Annotated in this window: 14 protein-coding genes, 1 tRNA gene and 3 pseudogenes; 6 read left to right on the top strand and 12 right to left on the bottom strand. The window is 64.3% G+C overall.

Annotated elements, in window-relative coordinates; genetic code table 11:
* Nucleotides 1-45: 45 nt before the first annotated feature.
* A complete protein-coding gene (locus tag CP556_RS06020; RefSeq protein WP_098724789.1) occupies nt 46-1,926 on the top strand; it encodes a cation:proton antiporter domain-containing protein in 1,881 nt (626 codons plus the stop codon).
* Nucleotides 1,927-2,060: 134 nt separating this feature from the next.
* On the opposite strand, the gene CP556_RS06015 is transcribed toward CP556_RS06020, so the two are convergent.
* Complete coding sequence (locus tag CP556_RS06015; protein ID WP_098724788.1) at nt 2,061-2,474, bottom strand: EamA family transporter; 414 nt, start codon at nt 2,472-2,474, stop codon at nt 2,061-2,063.
* Between the two features lie 177 nt (nt 2,475-2,651).
* Between CP556_RS06015 and CP556_RS06010 the strand changes: the two genes are divergently transcribed.
* Entirely contained in the window at nt 2,652-3,548 is an 897-nt protein-coding gene (locus tag CP556_RS06010) for a DMT family transporter (RefSeq protein ID WP_255291412.1), read from the top strand.
* Between the two features lie 52 nt (nt 3,549-3,600).
* On the opposite strand, the pseudogene CP556_RS06005 reads toward CP556_RS06010, so the two are convergent.
* Nucleotides 3,601-3,864: pseudogene (locus CP556_RS06005) on the bottom strand (M20/M25/M40 family metallo-hydrolase); the annotation flags it as partial.
* Nucleotides 3,865-3,891: 27 nt separating this feature from the next.
* A pseudogene (locus tag CP556_RS06000) lies at nt 3,892-4,020 on the bottom strand (DUF2391 domain-containing protein); the annotation flags it as partial.
* Between the two features lie 114 nt (nt 4,021-4,134).
* Between CP556_RS06000 and CP556_RS05995 the strand changes: the two are divergent.
* Entirely contained in the window at nt 4,135-5,820 is a 1,686-nt protein-coding gene (locus tag CP556_RS05995) for an aldehyde ferredoxin oxidoreductase family protein (RefSeq protein ID WP_098724786.1), read from the top strand.
* A 21-nt stretch (nt 5,821-5,841) separates the two neighbouring features.
* Here CP556_RS05995 and CP556_RS05990 read toward each other — a convergent pair whose 3' ends face one another.
* The 3 genes from CP556_RS05990 to CP556_RS05980 all read right to left on the bottom strand — a co-directional run bounded on the left by CP556_RS05990 (nt 5,842) and on the right by CP556_RS05980 (nt 8,597).
* Nucleotides 5,842-6,600, bottom strand: coding sequence for a TraB domain-containing protein (locus tag CP556_RS05990; protein ID WP_098724785.1), 759 nt, complete (start codon nt 6,598-6,600; stop codon nt 5,842-5,844).
* 91 nt (nt 6,601-6,691) lie between these two features.
* Entirely contained in the window at nt 6,692-7,009 is a 318-nt protein-coding gene (locus tag CP556_RS05985; protein WP_098724784.1) for a PLD nuclease N-terminal domain-containing protein, read from the bottom strand.
* A 451-nt stretch (nt 7,010-7,460) separates the two neighbouring features.
* The gene (locus CP556_RS05980; RefSeq protein WP_098724783.1) at nt 7,461-8,597 is read right to left on the bottom strand and encodes a thiolase family protein; all 1,137 of its coding nucleotides are present in this window, start codon (nt 8,595-8,597) and stop codon (nt 7,461-7,463) included.
* 174 nt (nt 8,598-8,771) lie between these two features.
* On the opposite strand from CP556_RS05980, the gene CP556_RS05975 reads away from it, so the two are divergent.
* The 3 genes from CP556_RS05975 to CP556_RS05965 all read left to right on the top strand — a co-directional run bounded on the left by CP556_RS05975 (nt 8,772) and on the right by CP556_RS05965 (nt 11,827).
* Entirely contained in the window at nt 8,772-9,752 is a 981-nt protein-coding gene (locus tag CP556_RS05975) for a DUF5806 family protein (protein WP_255291411.1), read from the top strand.
* Between the two features lie 63 nt (nt 9,753-9,815).
* Nucleotides 9,816-10,247: a hypothetical protein gene (locus tag CP556_RS05970; protein WP_098724782.1), complete on the top strand. Its 432-nt coding sequence runs from the start codon at nt 9,816-9,818 to the stop codon at nt 10,245-10,247.
* Between the two features lie 107 nt (nt 10,248-10,354).
* Entirely contained in the window at nt 10,355-11,827 is a 1,473-nt protein-coding gene (locus tag CP556_RS05965; protein WP_098724781.1) for an aldehyde dehydrogenase family protein, read from the top strand.
* An 18-nt stretch (nt 11,828-11,845) separates the two neighbouring features.
* On the opposite strand, the gene CP556_RS25845 is transcribed toward CP556_RS05965, so the two are convergent.
* From CP556_RS25845 to CP556_RS05940, 6 genes and pseudogenes are all read right to left on the bottom strand, one after another.
* Nucleotides 11,846-11,992, bottom strand: a complete 147-nt coding sequence (locus CP556_RS25845) for a hypothetical protein (RefSeq protein WP_176548136.1) — start codon at nt 11,990-11,992, stop codon at nt 11,846-11,848.
* Between the two features lie 201 nt (nt 11,993-12,193).
* Nucleotides 12,194-13,410, bottom strand: a pseudogene (locus tag CP556_RS05960) (RNA-guided endonuclease InsQ/TnpB family protein).
* A 110-nt stretch (nt 13,411-13,520) separates the two neighbouring features.
* A tRNA-Leu gene (locus CP556_RS05955) sits at nt 13,521-13,604 on the bottom strand.
* Between the two features lie 78 nt (nt 13,605-13,682).
* Nucleotides 13,683-14,024, bottom strand: coding sequence for a ferredoxin (locus CP556_RS05950; protein ID WP_098724780.1), 342 nt, complete (start codon nt 14,022-14,024; stop codon nt 13,683-13,685).
* A gap of 72 nt (nt 14,025-14,096) precedes the next feature.
* On the bottom strand, nt 14,097-15,050 hold the full coding sequence (locus tag CP556_RS05945; protein WP_098724779.1) for an oxidoreductase: 954 nt from the start codon (nt 15,048-15,050) through the stop codon (nt 14,097-14,099).
* A gap of 85 nt (nt 15,051-15,135) precedes the next feature.
* A complete protein-coding gene (locus tag CP556_RS05940; protein ID WP_098724778.1) occupies nt 15,136-17,850 on the bottom strand; it encodes a PAS domain-containing protein in 2,715 nt (904 codons plus the stop codon).
* Between the last annotated feature and the right edge of the window lie 34 nt (nt 17,851-17,884).

Below are 17,884 nucleotides of genomic sequence, written 5' to 3'. Positions count from 1 at the left end.
AGCAGCGTCATCGTACCGACCGCCCCTGGGCTACCAGAGACGACTATGACGGCGGGTGGCAGCGGCGATCTACTCATACTGGTCGCTGCGATCGTCGGGCTCGGCGTCATCTCGCAGCTGCTGTCGGCCCGATTCCGCGTTCCGAGCGTCCTCTTTCTCATCGCCTCCGGGGTCGCGATCGGGCCGGAAGGGCTCGGCGTGTTGACCATCGACTCCTTCGGCGAGAGCGGCCTCTCGACGATCGTCGGACTCTCGGTCGCCATCATCGTCTTCGAGGGGGCGTTCCACCTCAAGATCAGCAAGATCAAGGAAGCGCCAACGGCCGTGTTTCGGTTGACGACAATCGGCGCAGCGATCGCGTTTCTGGGGACCGCCGGTGCTGTCCGTTTCTTTCTCGAGGCCGACTGGGACATCGCGCTGTTGATCGGCGCGCTGCTGATCGCGACCGGTCCGACGGTCGTCACGCCGATCCTGAAGGTCGTCCCCGTCCGAGATCGGGTCGCGGCGACCCTCGAGACGGAGGGGATCGTCAACGACGTGACGGCGGCGATTCTCGCGGTCGTGCTGTTCAAGTCGATGACGATCCAGGAGATTCACGCGGACATCTATCTGCAACTGTTCGCCGAGCGACTCGGGACGGGGCTGCTCGTCGGCGTCGTCGTCGCGGCTGCCGTCTGGGCGCTCCTCCAGTACGTCGATCTCTCGCCCGATAACGCGCCGCAGAACGCGCGATTGCTCACCCTCGCGGGGGCGATAATCGCCTTCGGCGCGGCAGATTACGTCTTCGCCGAGGCGGGCGTCGCGGCCGCGGCGACGGCCGGGCTGATCCTCGGCAACGCCAACCTCCCCTACGAGGACGAGATCGAGGCGTTCAAGGGCGACATTACGCTGCTCGTCCTCTCGTTCGTCTTCATCACGCTCGCGGCTTTGCTCGAGTTCGATCAGCTGCTCGCACTCGGCCTCGGCGGCGTGGCCGTCGTCGCGATCGTCATGCTCGTCCTGCGGCCGCTCCTGGTCTTCCTCTCGGCACGCGGCGACCGATTCACGTTCAGCGAGACGCTCTTCATGAGCGCCGTCGGCCCGCGGGGGATCATTCCGGCGTCGGTCGCGACCCTGTTCGCCATCCGGCTGCAGACCGAGGCGGCCCCGACGAACCCGGCCGGTGCGGACCTGCTCGTCGGAACCGTCTTCCTCGTTATCCTCGTGACGGTCGTCCTCGAGGGCGGCCTGGCCCGGCAGATCGCGGAGAAACTCGACGTGATACCCATGCGTGTACTCATCATCGGCGGCGGCCGCGTCGGCCGATCGCTGGCAGAACGGCTGGAAGCGCGCGGTGAAAACGTGGTCCTGATCGAGGAGGATCTTTCGGTCCTCGAGGACCTTCGCAACGACGGGTTCACCGCCCGTCAGGGCGACGGGACCGATGTCGAGGTGTTGCGCGAGGCCGGCGCGGAGAACGCCCGGATCGTCGTCGCGGCGACCGGCGACGACGACGTGAACCTCCTCGTGGCACAGCTCGCGCAGTCGAACTTCGACGTGCAGACGGTGATCGCCCGCGCGAACAACCCGTCGAACGCGTCGGCGTTCGAGGATCTCGGCGTCGAGACGATCTCGGCGGCCGAGTCGACCGCGTGGGCGATCGACAACGTGATCGAACGCCCCGCGCTCTCGAACTGGATGTCGGAACTCGGGCGCTCCGGCGACGTCCAAGAGGTTGAGATCACCGACGAGTCCCTCATCGGAAAAACGGTCGTCGATGTCGGCAACGAACTCCCGGGTGGCGTCCTCATCGCACTCGTGAGTCGGAACGGGACCAACGAGGTCCCGTCCGCTGATGTCGTACTACAAGAGGGCGACCACATCACGCTCATCGGCCGGACCGAGGCGGTTCGCGAGGCCATCGAGCAGTGCGGAACGCCGGTGTAGTCGCCGTCGAATTCTCCGTTACGCAGTCGATACCAGCGCGACGTTCGGCTTGCGGGGCTCGGCGAGCCGGTCGTTTTCGTCCACTCGCTCACGCTCGAGCCGGTCTCCGATAACTCGAGCGGGGAGTGGAGAGATCAGGCCGCGACGAGCCCGACGGCAACGACTGCGAGCGCCAGCCCGGCCACGTTCGTCGCGCTGAGTTGTGCGTCGAAGTAGAAGACGCCGACGACCGCCGGGACCACGAAGTAGAGCGCGGCGATCGCGGAGACGATCGCCATGTTCCCGCGTGCGAGGCCGGCGTAGAAGCTGATGGAGGCGGCCGCGAGGAACGCACCGGAGACGAGGGCGAACGCGACGTCGACGCGCGTCCCGGCGATCGGGCGGCGGAGCGTGAGCACGTAGCCGCCGACGATCACGAGACTCGCGATGTAGGAGAGAAACACCGCGTTCACGGGCGAGAGCGATCGCGTCGCGATCCCACCTGCAACTGCCCAACCGCCGTACAACAGCAACGCTCCGACCGCGAACGCAATCTCCGCACTGACCATGCAGGCGGCTGCTCCGTTGGTCGGAAAAGCGTTCTGCTCGATGGTCGTCAGCCCTCGCTGGAGTGGTTCTAACCAGATACTATTTGAAATAATATTCTATAGTGAAAGAACAGAAGAAATAATCACTCTAGTCGGCCTTCATTTGGTATTAGCAATCACCGAAACGCCGTTCTCTTCGTGATCCTCGGTGCACTGTGGGGCGGTGCATATCCGGCGATCAAGGTTGGACTGGACGCGGTCCCCCCGGTGTTGTACGCTGCGGTACGATACGACATCGCGAGTCTGATCATGCTTGGATACATCGTTGTCGCAGTCGACTACTGGTATCCCCGGTCCCGTGCGGACTGGATCAACGCCACGATCGGCGGTGTCCTCATAATCGGTGCGTACAACGCGTTCTTATTTCTCGGCGAAACTATCGTCCCAAGCGCTGTTGCGGGTATTTTAGTCGGGTTGATGCCGATTTTCACCACTCTCTTTTCACGGCTTTTCCTTCCCAGCGAGGAGTTTGACCTCGCAGGGCTGGTCGGTGTCGCTCTCGGCTTTTTCGGTGTCCTAATCATCTCCCGCCCCGATCCCTCGAACCTGCTTACTACTGAAGTCGTCGGTCAACTGTTCGTTCTCGTTGCTGCCGCCAGCATGGCACTTGGCAGCGTTCTCACAGAGCGGTACGAAGCAACCCAGCCAGCGATAACGATGGAGACGTGGTCGATGCTTCTCGGCGCGATCTTCCTCCATGTCGCGGTGTTCGCCCAACCTGACGTTGCCATCGATTCCGCTCGCTGGACCGATACCGCGCTCGCGATGGTGCTCTATTTGTCCGTCTTCTCGAGCGCGGTCGCGTACTTCATCTATTTCTATTTGCTCGAACAGCTGGGTCCCTTCGAAATGAACTTCATCGCGTATGCGGCCGCCGCGTTCAGCGCGCCCTTTGGCTGGGTCTTGCTTTCCGAGGGTATTACGATTGCGACGATAGTCGGATACGTCGTTATTCTCGGCGGATTCGTGTTGCTGAAACGCGATCGGATCCGGAGCGAACTCGGCTCATCCCCGACGCTCCAAACCTCCGATTGAGGGGGTTCACTCCCGTCCATGAAAAGCCACTACGTCGGGAAGAGCCGTCCGTTCACGGACTCTCCTCACGCTTTGTGAGTAGTCGCTCACACACGTCGCATAGTACCGCTATCGATCGGTCGTATCCGCACAATTCGAGGTGTTCGTTCGGTGCATGATCCAACGTCGATTCGCCGGGCCCGTACGTGACCATCGGACACTCCCAGGCTGACGCGAAGACGTTCATATCAGATGTCCCCGTCTTCCGCAACTGACGTGGCTCTTCGCATTGCTCACGGATCGATGCACGGAACGCCCGAGGCTGATTCCTGTCCGGACGCCAAGAGCGGTGGGCTCCGAATGGTCAGGGCTCGCCGGGCAGGATATCACCCAGTGAGCCGCCGATCGCCATCGCGGTGAAGACGACCGACACCTGACAGCGGTTCACCCAGGACTCGGCCCACGACACACGTCCCCACAGCGTCAGCAACCCCGCGGCGGTCGCTGTACCGATTCGACGAATTGACCGCTGTCGGCGGCTGAAAGGAACTGATTTTGACCCGAAAAACCGATACCGTTTTGCGGCCGTGCCTACCAGTATGGTACTATGAAACACGTACGGGGACCGCTGTGTTCGATCGACGTCGGCGAGCGAACGGCCGAGACCGAGGAGATCGATGACGTCCTCGAGTCGTATATCGGGGGGCGTGCGCTCGGAACGAAACTCGCACACGATCGGATCCCGTTCGACGCCGATCCGCTGGGCGCGGACAACCGGCTCTACTTCGCGACGGGCCCGATGCAACACTCGACGATGAGTTTCACCGGACGGATGTCGGCAACCGGCCTTTCGCCGCTGACCGACGGCCTGTTGTCCTCGAACGCCGGTGGCTTCCTCTCGCGGAACTTCACCGGAACGGGCCACAGCGCCGTCGAGATCACCGGCGCGAGCGACGAACTCGTGATTCTCCACGTCACCGACGACGGCGTCGAGTTCGAGGAAGTCCCGGAACTCGAGGAGGCGACCGTCCCCGAGACCTGCGAGTACATCGAGGACGAACACGGCCTCGGCTCGGAGCACACGACGGTCATCGGCCCTGCGGGCGAGAATCGGGTCCGCTTCGCCTCGATCATGACCTCCGAGGAGCGGGCCTTCGGCCGCGGCGGCCTCGGTGCCGTCCTCGGCGCGAAGAACGTCAAGGCGATCACCTTCGACGGCGACTCGACCCGCGAGGTCGAGATCCCGCCGCTCCAGATGGAGATCCACGGTGAGGCCGCCCAGGCCGAGCATCCGATGAAAGCGCAGGGGACCACCTCGGTCGCGGAGTACGCGAACATGGTCGAGGCCCTGCCGAGTTACTACTTCTCCGAACTCTCCTTCGAAGGGATCGACGGGATCAGCGGCGACCGCGTCGAGGAGAAGAAGTACAAGAAGGGCACCTGCTCATCGTGTGCGTTCGCGTGCAAACTACCGACGCGAGACGAGGAGTCCGGCCTCGAGACAGAGGGCCCGGAGTACGAGACGCTGATGGCCTTCGGCTCGAACTCTGGAATCGACGACGTGGTCGACCTCATGAAGTCGAACAAGCTGTGCGACGTCTACGGACTGGACACCATCTCGGCGGGCGACACCGTCGCGGCCTACCTCGCCAGCGAGGACGAGTTCGGCAACGCCGACCTCATCCACGACCTCGTCGAGAAGATCGCCCACCGCGAGGGCGTCGGCGACACGCTCGCGGAGGGTGTCGACCGCATTCACGACGAACTGGGCGTCGACAACTGGTCGGTCAAGGGCATGGAGTTCGCCGCCCACGACGGCCGCACCCTCAACGGCCAGGGACTGGCCTTCGCTACGTCGAACCGCGGCGCCGACCACATGTACGCCGAGTTCTACCCCTACGAGTACCCGCTCGTCGACGCGGACGACGCCTTCGACAAGGAGGGTCTCGAGGGGAAACCGCCGAAACTCGTCGAACTCGAGAACGTCAACGCGATCAAGGACAGCGCCGTCCTCTGCAAGTTCTCCCGGGACTTCATGACCGACGAGCGCCTCGAGACGCTGCTCGACGCCGACTACGAGGAACTGCTCGCGCTCGGCGGCGAGGTCGTCACGCTCGAGCGCCACTTCAACAACCAGCGCGGCTTCGACCGGGGCGACGATACCCTGCCCTACGAGATTCCGGATTTCGAGCAGGGGCTGGCTGAATACTACGACGAACGGGGCTGGAACGACGACGGGACGGTCCCCGACGCGGCGTTCGAGGGCGGCCACGGCGCGCCGGCCGACGACTGACCGGACCGTCCGGCCGCGTTCTCACTGAATCGGAATTCGCGTCACCGACCGAGCCGGCGTTTTGATCGGAACCGTCGCGGTCGACGCGCCGTCCGCGCTCGCCGACTCGAGTTCCTCGAGCCGTCGTTCGATACCGTTGTGGTGGCCCGCACCGACAACCGCGATGACGTCGTCTCCCTCCCGGCGGAGCGCGTGGAGTCGCTCCGCCATAGCGCGGTCGCGCCGGTCGATCAGCACGGTCGCGACCTCGGGGAGGAGCCGCCGCAGGTGGTCGATCGCCGGCTGGACGTCGTCGCCGCTCGTGATCTCCTCGAACGGCAGCGAGAGCACCTCCAGTTGATCGGCGTACTCCTCGGGCCCCATCGACTGCATCCGGAGCATCGCTTTCGGGATCGTCAGCGGCCCGAGCCGTCGGGAGAGTGCCCGCATGATTTCGTCGATCGGTTCGTCGATGAGCGCGATATCGGTCTCGAGCTCGGCGGCCGTCTCGATCGCCGCCTCCATGTCGGTGTACTCGGGATCGAGGCCGTACAACCGCACGACCGACCGCTGGAGCGCCCGCAGCGCGCTATAGGCGGCCGCGGTCGGCGGCGGCAGCTCGCGGGTCAGTTCGGCGATATCCGGGCCGGTGTCGCCCTCGAGACGTTCGAAACGGGACTCGTCGAGTTCGACGGCGACGAGATCGGGGGCCATCTCGCGGATCGCCGCTCGGACGCGCCGCCGGTGCGTCAGTGAGAAGTGAACGCTGGGGACGAGGATGATGGTTCCGTGGTCCGACATCCCGTATTCGTTCGTCCGCCAGCGGCTTGAATCCACGACCGCTCGAGGACCGATTCCGTCGAACCCGTCGGTCTCGGACGCCCGTCGACGGTTACTCGTCGCGTTTTTCCTCGCCGTTCTCCGGCGAGAGTCGATCGTCACCGCGCGAGGGCAGCGGCGTGTCGTCGGCCCGCGAGGGATGGACGTTGAAGTTGTGGTCCCGATAGGGGTCGCTCTCCGGATCGTAGGAGAGTTCGCTGCGCTCGAACAGGTAGATGAAGAAGCCGATGAGCGGGAGACAGAACGTGATCGCCGCCCACTTCTTCGGCGGCTCGAGGCCGACTCGCCCGGCGTCGTAGTAGGCGACGGCGGTGAGCCCGAGGTGCCACAGGAGCGGGATCCCCACGAGTACCGCCAGCAGCGGGTCCATACGTCTACGGACGCGCTCGAGGTACCTAAATCGCTAGTTGCTTGCTCGAGGTGATCGGTTCGTTCTCGGCGGCTCGAGATGCGGTTGTCGCTGCAGTAGAATCAAAATGGATGCACCGATAGTGAGCGTTCTGCTATCGTGGCAACACGGAGAGGCCACACCCTCCCCAACCGATTCGCTCGTTGCACTCGCTCATCCCTCGCGCAACGTCAGGCCGCGGTTCATTCCCATTCACCGCGGCCCAGCGCGCGCCACCGCATATAGACGGTTCCCTCTGGCTGTCGCTACCCCCGTTTGAAAGAATCGCAAAATTGGATCGATCGCGAGGCTCAGTTGACGTCGAACTCGATCGCCGCACCCTGGCGCGACCACCTTTTGTCTCGGAGAGGGTGTTCGCTTCGCTCACACCCCTCCTCGCAAAATCTGGGCCAAAAAGCCTAGACCAACCGCCTTAGTTGACGTCGAACTCGATCGCCGCACCTTGACCGAAGCCGACGCAGAGCGTCGCCAGCCCGAGACCGCCGCCGCGCTTCTGGAGTTCGTTAATCAGCGTGACCGGCAGGCGGGCACCCGATGCGCCCAGCGGGTGCCCGATCGCGATCGCCCCGCCGTTGACGTTGAAGATGTCGGGGTCGATGCCGAGCTCGTCGCGCGAGTACAGCGACTGGCTCGCGAACGCCTCGTTGAGTTCGACCAGATCGTACTCGTCGATGTCTCGGCCGTTGCGCTCGAGCAGGCCCTTGGTCGCCGGGACCGGACCGATCCCCATGACGGTGGGGTCGACGCCGGCGACGTTGTTCTGGCCGACCTCGGCCATGATCTCGAGGTCGTGTTCCTCGGCGAAGGCCTCGCTCGTGACGAGCAGGGCGGACGCGCCGTCGGAGATCTGAGAGGCGTTGCCGGGCGTGACGGAGCCGTCCTCCTTGAAGACGGTCGGCAGCTCGGCGAGCTTTTCGGCGGTGGTGCCGGGGCGGAGCCCCTCGTCTTCCTCGACGGTGCCCTCTTCGGTCTCGATCGGAACGATCTCGTCGTCGAAGCGACCTTCTTCGGTGGCTTCGACCGCGCGCTGCTGGCTGCGGGCGGCGTACTCGTCCTGTTCTTCGCGGCTAATGCCGTACTCCTCGGCGACCTTCTCGGCGGTCATCCCCATCTGGAGATCGCCGAGATCGTACAGTTCGGCTAGCTTGGGGTTGATGCCGTCGAAGCCGCCGCCCATCGGGACGCGGCTCATGTTCTCGACGCCGCCGGCGATGATCGCGTCGCGGTTGCCGGCCGCGACGGCGTCGGAGGCAGAGATCACCGACTGCATCGAGGAGGCACACCAGCGGTTGATCGTCGTCGCCGGGACGCTCTCGCCGAGTTCGGAAAGCAGGGCGATGACGCGGGCCAGGTTGTTGTCCTGCTCGCCTCGCTGCTGGGCACAGCCCCACATCAGGTCGTCGATCTCCTCGCCGGAGAGGCCGGTTTCCGCGAGGATCTCGTCGATCAGCGGCACCGAGAGCGCCTCGCTCCGAACGTCGGCGTATACGCCGTCTTCTTTCCCCTGTGGCGTCCGTACTGCCTTCACGACGACTGGCGTCTGTGACATATACTACCGAATACCCCTCACGAACTTAAATCCGGTCGAACTCCCATTCATACGCGAACCGTTTACGGTCGGTAGCGACCGCGAGCCTCGAGTGATGTCGCGGTACTGCCGCCATCCGACGGTCGAACTCGCTCGAGAACAACCCTTATCTCGGATTGCTGGTAATACGCGGGCATGGACGAGGACGGACCGAACGCAACTCGACTCGAGGCCGATGCGGAATCGGCGGCCGACGCGGAGGGCGACGACGATGTCGACGACGCGGATGCCGCTTCCGATGCGGAATCGGCGGCCGACGCGGAGGGCGACGACGATGTCGACGACGCGGATGCCGCTTCCGATGCCGCCGAAGCCTCCACTGTTTCCGATGCGGACGCCGCTCTCAACTCGGATGCATCCGAGTCAGCGGCCGCTTCCGATTCGGATACTGCCCCCGATTCGACGACTCCCGCGGAACCGACCGACACCGATCCGGCGAGTGATGGCGACGCTGCAGACGGCGACGTTGCAGACGGTGACGCCACTGGCGACCCCGCTGGCGACGCTCCTGACGGTGACGCGGCTGCCGGGGATGACGATGCGAGCGGTCACGGGAGCGAGCCCGAAGAGACCGGCGGCGGATCGATGCCGGGCGTTCCGGACCCCGAGCCCCAGGAACACGACGTTCCGGAGGACGTCCGGAAGTACGCCCGCTTCACAAAGATGGACGGCGCACAGTACGAGCGGGTCAACGAGTTCCTGCGGGATCGGACCTACATCACCGCCCGCGAGTGGGCCATCGCCCGCCTCTGTTCGGACTTCCGGACCGAGACCGGCGTCGAGATGACCAAGATCGGCGAGAACCTGCCGGAGCTGATCCCCTTCATGACCGACACCTACACCCCTCAGGCGGTCAACCAGGCCCGCTCTTCCTTCGAGGACAAGGTTCGGACCGCCGGCGCGACCTTCCTCTACGGCGCGATGTGCGACTTCTTCACCGCCGAGGAACTCGACGACGTCATGTACGAATCGACGGAGGTCGCCAAGTTCCTGCTCGAGGTGGAGGGCGTCGACCTGTCGGTCGAGGACGAACTCGAGGCCGAGGAACGCATCTCGAGCGTAATGCGCGAGGTGCGCGAGGCCAGCGAGGAACTCCGCGAACGGGACGACGAGTAGCTCACGGCTCGCGGGAACGACAGAGAACTATAATATGGCTGTAGCGAATCGATCGGCACACGAATGAATGGTTCACGTGACGCCGGGGCGGAGTCGGTCGACGAGGGAGGGCTGTCGCCCGCCTTGCTTGGGATTGGCGTCGGCGTCGTCGACGTGGCTGTGTTCGCGTACCTCGGCCTCGAACTGGTCGATGATCCGGTCTTCGGTGCGTTCGTCGGGCTCGTACTCGGGATCGGAACGTACCTGTTCCTTCCCGGGGTTATGGCGAGGGATCGCGAACGGGATACCGACGACCTCGAGCCGGTGACTGTCGGGACCAGAGTCCGGAGCTTCCACCGGACGGCGGCCGGACTCGCGCTCCCGCCCGCGGGGATCATGCTGTTCGCGTGGCGGCTGATCAACGACTCCCTCCTGCTCGGCGTCATTGGAACGGCCGTCATCGCGTTGGCGATCTACGTGCCGCTCGCGGTGTTGCTCCCGCGACACCTCGCCTGAGGTGTGTCGGTCGGGACGAGCCGATCGCCGTCGATCCGTCCGCCGGCCACGACTCGTTGCACCTGCGAGTGTGTTCCTTTTGCCTACTCGAGAAGTAGGCCTCCCGTATGACTGACCTTCCGCTGACACCCGAGCGCGGCTGGGAGTCGCTGTACCTCGCGGGTAGCTGGACCGACGCTGGCGATCGGGACGCGATCTCCGACGAGAATCCGTACACGCGCGAGGAGATCGCGAGCGTTCCCGCGGGCACCGAGGACGACGTCGACGCGGCCTACGAGGCTGCGGCCGAGGCACAGGAGTCGTGGGCCCAGCAGCCGCCCCAGGCTCGAGCGGGCGCGATCAACGCGGCGATCGAGTTCGTGGGGGATCACCGCGAGGAGATCGCCGAACTGTTGTCCGTCGAGTCCGGTAGCGCGCCGGTCAAGTGCGAGGCGGAGATCCAGACCGCCCGCGGGATGATGCAGGAGGCGGCGAGCTACCCCTTCCGAATGAGCGGCCAACACATGGACTCGATCACGCCGGGGAAGGAGAACACTGCCGAGCGGGTCCCCGTCGGCGTCGTCGGCGTCATCTCCCCGTGGAACTTCCCGCTCCACCTCTCGATGCGGGCGGTCGCGCCGGCCATCGCGGCCGGCAATTCGGTCGTGCTCAAGCCCGCCTCGAACACCCCCATCACCGGCGGGCTGTTGCTCGCGCGAATCTTCGAGGCGGCCGGCGTGCCGGAGGGCGTTCTGAGCGTGGTCCCCGGCCGCGGCTCGGAGATCGGCGACGCGATCGCCGACCACGAAACTCCGCGCGTCATCGCCTTTACCGGCTCGACCGAGATCGGCCAGCGCGTCGCCGAGAAAGCGGCCAGTAACTGCGCGCTGCCCGCGCTTGAGCTCGGCGGGAACAATGTCCACGTCGTCACCGACCAAGCTGACCTCGAGCGAGCCGTCGACGGCGGTGTCTTCGGTTCCTTCCTCCATCAGGGGCAGGTTTGCATCTCGACCAACCGTCATCTCGTCCACGAGTCGCTGTACGACGACTACGTCGACGCGCTGGCCGATCGAGCCGCGTCGTTGCCGACCGGCGATCCAACCGACGAGGACACGATCATCGGTCCGATCATCGACGAGAGCCAGCGCGATCAGATCGTGGACTACATCGAGGAGTCGGTCGACGAGGGTGCGACCCTCGAGACCGGCGGCGATCACGACGGCCTCGTCGTCGAACCCACCGTGCTCTCCGATGTCGACAACGACATGGCCGCGGCCTGCAACGAACACTTCGGGCCCGTCGCGCCCGTGATCCCCTACTCGAGCGACGAGGAGGCGATCGAACTCGCGAACGACACGATCCACGGCCTGTCGGGCTCGGTCCACAGCGAAGATCTCGAGCAGGCCCGGCAAATCGCGGACGGGATCGACACGGGCATGATTCACATCAACGATCAGCCGATCAACGATGAGCCCCACGTTCCCTTCGGCGGGATGAAGCAGTCCGGCATGGGCCGGTACAACGGCGAGCAGATCCTCGAGGAAGTGACGACGACGAAGTGGATCTCGGTTCAACACGAGCCCCGCGAGTACCCGTTCTAACCCTCGAGGGGGGGGAACTCATTCGAAGAGCGCCAGAAGCCGCCCCCAGCTCCAGATTACGAGCCAACCTGCGAGGAGGACGAACAGGAGATACAGCGGCAACGCGTCCACGGCGACTCCGCGGGCGACGACGGCCTCGAGCAGCCCGCGCCGAGCCAGGAACACCCATCGCTGCGATCAGCAGCGAGCTGGCGGCGATGGCCTCGCACGCTATCTGAGTGACGGCTCGAGTATTGCGGCTGCGAATTTTGCTTCGAGCAGTGCAGCTGCTGCTCTTGAGGTATTCGCGATGTACGAGGGTTGGGATATCAACTGCCTCGCGCCGCAATTGCGGGGCTTGTCAGTAAACTCGGTCTCTGCCGATGATTAGTCGGACGGGACGAACCCCCGAGTCGACGTCACAGTTCCTGACTTCAGGGCAAGTTGACTGTCGCCCGTCCGCCGAGACGACTGTAGGCCCCGACGGACAAACCGCCACCCAACGTTCTTCGCACCAACGTAGTCCGCGTTCGCTGTCGAACCACACGACTCACACTCGAATTTGGACTGAGTAACGCGATTCCCTTCACTCGTGTGTCCACACTCTGGGCACCGTCGACTCGTGTCCTCCGGCGATACGAACTCCACAGAGATTCTCTCCTTCTCTGCTTTGTATTCCACGAGATCGACGAGTTGGCGATGCGCCCACTGGTGCAGGTCCTTCACTGGCGGCGTACGCTTACGGATGTGCCTCAGGTTCTCGAATGCAATGTATTCGCAGTCGTGAGTGAGTGCTTCCTCGATGATGCGGTTGGCGACCTGGTGGAGGGAGTCACGGACGTAACGTGATTCACGCCCGCTCATCTGTTGGACCGTGCGGTGGGCGGACTGCGTCCCGGTCTGCTGTAGGGAACCACGAATTTTTCGAATTGCCGGTGTCGATGCCGCAGTTCTCGTCCGGACGCGAAATAGGCTGTGGAAGTGGTGGCGATGTTGACGATACCGAGATCAACGCCGAGAACTGTCCTGTCCTCGGCGTCATTCTGTTGTTTGATTTTCTTCTCTGGCTTCCGTTTTCGGAAGCCGAGATGGAGGTAGTAGTCATCATCACGCCACGACAGCGTGGGTTCGGTGAGCTCCCAGTCCTCATCATCAAGATACTGATGCTGGTAACCGTCTTCGTCCCCCGGCAGATCGAGATCGCACCGAATGCGGTCATCGACTGTCGTGAGTGATACAGTGCCATCATCGAACAATGTCATCGTCCGAGCGTCGTACTTTACCGTGTCTGCGGTGAACTCGGGACGGGAGGTTTTGTAGTCCTCATCGAGGTCATCGATTTCTTCGACGCCGGAGAGGGCGGCTGCGGCTTGGTGGGTTGCGAGAATTGCGTGTTGACTCCTGAGGCGTGTCTTCTCACGAACCTCGTCGTAGGCGAGGTCTTGGAGGGATGTTTTTCGTGTTTCACCTATTCCCCATCCAATTTGACTACTGATGTTGCAGGCTGTCTGCCACTCCTGAATGGTAGCGTCAAGCAGCTGTTGCTGCTCTGGGGTGAGTTTCGGACGGGTGATCGCAGTCCGTCTCAGGTAGTCGTCAGCCACATATTCCAATATGTCAGTGAGATACTTAGTAGTTCTCTGTCATTCCGTTTGGACACTGTGATATCATCAGTATTGAGTCACGGAGAGACGTCTCTCGGTTTGTGTTGATATGCGAGGGTTGGGATTCGAACCCAAGGACCCCTACGGGAGCGGGTCTTAAGCCCACCGCCGTTGGCCTGCTTGGCTACCCTCGCACAGAAGTGCACTCGAGCGTTGTTCCGGGCCGGGGATGTGCGTTTCGGTGTGTTCGTGTCGATTAGATATCCCGCTCCCTACCAGTCGACGCTCAGCGTGCCGTCACCGTGGGGATCGGGGGCAATCTCCTCGTCGGTCCGGCGGTCGACGACGTGGATGCAGCCGTCGTCTTTCTTCGCCGGACAGATCTCGGCGGCGCGGACGTTGTGCTCGAGGTCGTCTTCGCCGAAGAAGTACTCGGTGGGCTGGGCCATGCCCGAGGCGATGGACATCTCCCAGTTGGCGCTGACCTCGGCGCACTTGCCCGCGCCGAAGCACTTGTTGGCCTCGAAGATGATCTTGTACGGTTTCTCGTCGACCGGCGGCGCGTCGCTGGAACCGACATCGCTGGCGCGCTGAATGCCGTCGTCGTCGCTCATGTGTACCCGTTCGAGCGAGCCGTCTTTCGCGTTACGGTTGGCACAAGCGACGGGCGGCCGCTGATCTCCGCGCTACGCCGAGACCGCCTCCTCCTTCGGCTTCGGCAGGTCGTACGTGACGTCGGTCAGGTCTTCCGAGACGGCCCACAACCGACGGGCTGTCTCCTCGTCGTACGATCGATCCGAGGAGGCCTGTCGCTCGGGCGTGCCACGCATGTTCTGGAAGCCGCCGGGGCCGTAGTACGCGCCGCCCTCGACGTCGGGCGCGGTCGCAGCGTAGAGCGTCGGGAGCGCACCCATCTCGGCCGACTGTGCGACCACCGTGTTCATCAGTTTCATCGCCGCTATTCGGAGCCGACTCCCGCTCTGTTCGGGCCCGCGCATCTGTAGCTGGGTGTTCGCGTAGCCCGGATGCACTGCCATGCTCTGTGCGTTCGTATCCGCGGTGAGGAATCTACGCTCGAGTTCGTACGCGAAGAGCACGTTCGCCAGCTTCGACTGGGCGTAGGCGCTCCACTTGTCGTAGGACTCCTCGCCTTGGAGGTCGTCGAAGTCGATCTCGCCGCTCTCGTGGACCCCGCTCGAGACGGTGACGACCCGCGCGGGATCGTCCTCGTCGGTCGCCAGACTCTCGAGCAGGAGGCCGGTGAGCGCGAAGTGACCGAGGTGGTTGACGCCGAACTGGGTCTCGAAGCCGTCCGCGGTCTCCGAGCGCGGGATCGCCATGACTCCCGCGTTGTTGATCAGCACGTCGATCGCCTCGTCCTCGAGTCCCTCGGCGAAGGAGCGAACGGACTCGAGGTCTCCCAGGTTGCACTCCTCGACACGCAGGTCGGCGTCGGGAACGTCCTCGCGAACGTCGTCGACCGCGTCCTCGCCGCGCTCGGTGCTCCGGCAGGCCATGATCACCGTCGCACCATTGCGCGCGAGTTCGCGGGTGGTCTCGAGGCCGATGCCGCTGTTCGCGCCCGTGATGACGATCGTTCGGCCGTCCTGTTCGGGAATATCGTCGGCTGTCCAGCTCATAGGCGTTCTATACCGCCCATGCCCTAAATGCGTGCGCTGTGGGTGATCCGGAAGGCGCTCGAGCGGGAGACGGAACGCGGCGGTCCTACTCCCGCTCTTGCGAGGCGGGTAGCGTAAACGAGAACGTCGCCCCCTCCCCGGGCTCGGAGTCGACCCAGATCTCGCCACCGACAGATTCCCGTCGCTCGTCTGTCGAGTTCGCCCTCACGCTGTTCGGCCGGACGCCGTGGCGTTCGACGATGCGTTCGCTGAGCGCGAGCCCGATACCCGTCCCCTCGTACTCCTCGCGGCTGTGGAGGCGATCGAAGATGGTGAACACCCGATCCTGATTAGCCGGGTCAATGCCGATCCCCTCGTCGCGGACCGAGATCACCCACTCGTCGCCCCGCCGGTCGGCACCGACGTGGACTCGCGGCGGCTCGTCGCCGCTGTACGTGATCGCGTTACTCAGCAGGTTCTGCAAGACCTGTCGCAATTGGCTGGCGTCGCCCTCGACGCGGGGAAGGTCCTCGACGGTGATCTCGGCACCGCTCTCCTCGAGCTGTATCTGGAGGTCCTCGCGGACGTTCTCGAACACCGCGTTCAGATCCGTCGGCTCGAACGGATCGCCCTGCGTTTCGACCCGGGAGTACTCGAGCAGGCCGTCGATCATGTCGCGCATGCGGTCGGCCCCGTCGACGGCGTAAGCGAGGAACTCCCGACCGTCCTCGTCGAAGGCGTCACCGTAGCGGTTCTCGAGTAACGTCAGGTAGCTCGTAACCATCCGCAGCGGTTCCTGCAGGTCGTGAGAGGCCGCGTACGCGAACTGCTCTAAGCGCTCGTTCGATTCCTCGAGCTTTCGCTGATACTCCCGGCGCTCGGTGACGTCCTGCACCACGACCATGCCCGCGAAGATCTCGTCGTCGCCGTTCCTGACGGGGAGCGTGTGGGCGTACAGGTGACGGCCGTACCGTTCGACTTCGAAGGAGTTCGCCTCCCCGTCGAGTGCCGCATGGAAGTACGGCTCGATCTCCTCGACCAGGCCGTCCGGATGGATCTCGTCGATGCTGCTCCCGACGCGGTCCTCCGCGGCGACGCCGACCTCATCGAGGAGTTGCCCGCCGACGGCCGTGTACGCGAGATCCTCGTCGAACAGGCCGACCGCGCCCTCGGGGAAGTTCTCCACGAGCGTCCGGTAGCGCCGCTCGGACTCTTCGAGCCGGCGCTCCCGGGCCTTCCGCTCGCTGATGTCTCGAACGATGCCCACCCGGTGCCATCGACTGTCGTCTTCGGGCAGCATCGCGAAGGTCCCCTCGACGGGAAGCGTCCCGCCGTCCGCCGTCCGAAGTTCGGCTTCGACGGAGGGCCACTCGACGTCCGTATCCGCGGTGGCGATTTCCAGTTCCCGGATCTTCCTGGCCACCGTGTCGTCGACGACCGCGGACGCATCGGTGCCGACGAGTTCGTCGGGGGCGTAGCCGAGCATCTTGGCGTACGTCTCGTTGACCATGGTAAACCGTCCGTCCTCGTCGACGACGTAGACGCCGTCGTTGACGACCTCGACGATCGTTTCGTAGCGCTCGAGGTGGTTCTCGCGATCGACCTGTTCGGTCACGTCCTGTGTGAAACTTAGCCCGGCGAAGATGTCTCCGTTCCCGTCGCGGAGCGGCGTCGCCCAGACGCGCCAGTTTCGGCCACCGAACGCCGTTTCCGTGCTGCCGGTTTCGCCGTCCTCGACGGCCGCTCGGAACAGCGGCTCGAGGTCCGTGACCGTTTCGTCGGGGAACACGTCGGGCATTCGGCTCCCCTCGAGTCGGTCTGCGGACGGGAGCACCTCGCCGAGCATGGTACCTTCGGTCAGCGTATACTCGAGATCGCGGTCGTAGACGCCGACGGCACCGTTCGGGAAGTGCTGGGCCAGCGCCCGGTAGCGTCGCTCGGACTCCTCGAGCGTTCGTTCGTGCGCACGCCGTTCGGTAACGTCGCGGAAGTAGACGGAGAGGCCGGTCGCCGACGGATAGGCGCGAACCTCGAACCACGCGTCGAGCGGGTCGGGGTAGTACTCCTCGAACGTGACGGTCTCCTGTTCGGCCATCGCCCGTTCGTACTCCGATTTGAACGCCCGTTCGCTGGCTTCGGGGAACGCCGCCCAGATTTCCGTGCCGATCAGCTCACGCCCCTCGGGGTTGATCAGTTCGTGTGCGCGATCGTTGAAGTAGGTGAACCGCCACTCCTCGTCGAGCGCGAAGAAGGCGTCCGAGATCCGGCCGAACACCTCCTCGCGTTCGGCGTGTGCCCGCTCGTTCTCGACGGCAGAGGCGAGGACGCCCGCGACACGTCCCACGAAATCGGTGTCGAACTCGGTGAATACTCGCTGGTCCGTCGTGTACGTCTCGAGGATGCCCCACGGCTCGTCGCCCGAGCCGATCGGGACGCTGATACCGCTCACGAGGTCGAGATCGGTGAGCGACGTCGGGACGCTCGTCCGCTCGTCGGCGCATAGATCGTCGACGACGACCGGCCCCTCTGCGGAGTGGGACTCCGCTGACCGCGAGTCCCGGTTCAACACGTCGGTCGCGTTCCCGACGGCCCCTGCCGTGCAGCCGACGCCCGCTCTGCAGACGCCCTCATTCCCGTCCGGTACTCGCTCGAGGACGACGCAGTAGTCGGTGTCCAACGTTTCGGCGACTGCGGCCGTCGCATCGCGATAGAGCCCGTCGAGATCGGTCCTCGAAAGCGCCTGCTGACTCAGTTCGGCGATGACTTCCTGTCGGCGAAGACGCTCGTGGAGATCCACATCGGTCGGCGAAGGCGCTCCCATTCGACAGCACTAGTCGCGCAGGAGATAAAACATC

The sequence above is a fragment of the Natrinema sp. CBA1119 genome, from assembly GCF_002572525.1.
Classification (GTDB): Archaea; Halobacteriota; Halobacteria; order Halobacteriales; family Natrialbaceae; genus Natrinema.
The sequence above is the reverse complement of the archived record's forward strand: the minus strand, read 5'-3'. Positions and strand labels throughout refer to the sequence as shown.

Bases quoted from the DNA above. Each gene is read 5' to 3' on its own strand.
- CP556_RS06020 (WP_098724789.1), top strand. From the start codon at position 46: ATGACGGCGGGTGGCAGCGGCGATCTACTCATACTGGTCGCTGCGATC.
- CP556_RS06015 (WP_098724788.1), bottom strand. From the start codon at position 2,474: ATGGTCAGTGCGGAGATTGCGTTCGCGGTCGGAGCGTTGCTGTTGTAC.
- CP556_RS05995 (WP_098724786.1), top strand. From the start codon at position 4,135: ATGAAACACGTACGGGGACCGCTGTGTTCGATCGACGTCGGCGAGCGA.
- CP556_RS05990 (WP_098724785.1), bottom strand. From the start codon at position 6,600: ATGTCGGACCACGGAACCATCATCCTCGTCCCCAGCGTTCACTTCTCA.
- CP556_RS05985 (WP_098724784.1), bottom strand. From the start codon at position 7,009: ATGGACCCGCTGCTGGCGGTACTCGTGGGGATCCCGCTCCTGTGGCAC.
- CP556_RS05980 (WP_098724783.1), bottom strand. From the start codon at position 8,597: ATGTCACAGACGCCAGTCGTCGTGAAGGCAGTACGGACGCCACAGGGG.
- CP556_RS05975 (WP_255291411.1), top strand. From the start codon at position 8,772: ATGGACGAGGACGGACCGAACGCAACTCGACTCGAGGCCGATGCGGAA.
- CP556_RS05970 (WP_098724782.1), top strand. From the start codon at position 9,816: ATGAATGGTTCACGTGACGCCGGGGCGGAGTCGGTCGACGAGGGAGGG.
- CP556_RS05965 (WP_098724781.1), top strand. From the start codon at position 10,355: ATGACTGACCTTCCGCTGACACCCGAGCGCGGCTGGGAGTCGCTGTAC.
- CP556_RS05950 (WP_098724780.1), bottom strand. From the start codon at position 14,024: ATGAGCGACGACGACGGCATTCAGCGCGCCAGCGATGTCGGTTCCAGC.
- CP556_RS05945 (WP_098724779.1), bottom strand. From the start codon at position 15,050: ATGAGCTGGACAGCCGACGATATTCCCGAACAGGACGGCCGAACGATC.
- CP556_RS05940 (WP_098724778.1), bottom strand. From the start codon at position 17,850: ATGGGAGCGCCTTCGCCGACCGATGTGGATCTCCACGAGCGTCTTCGC.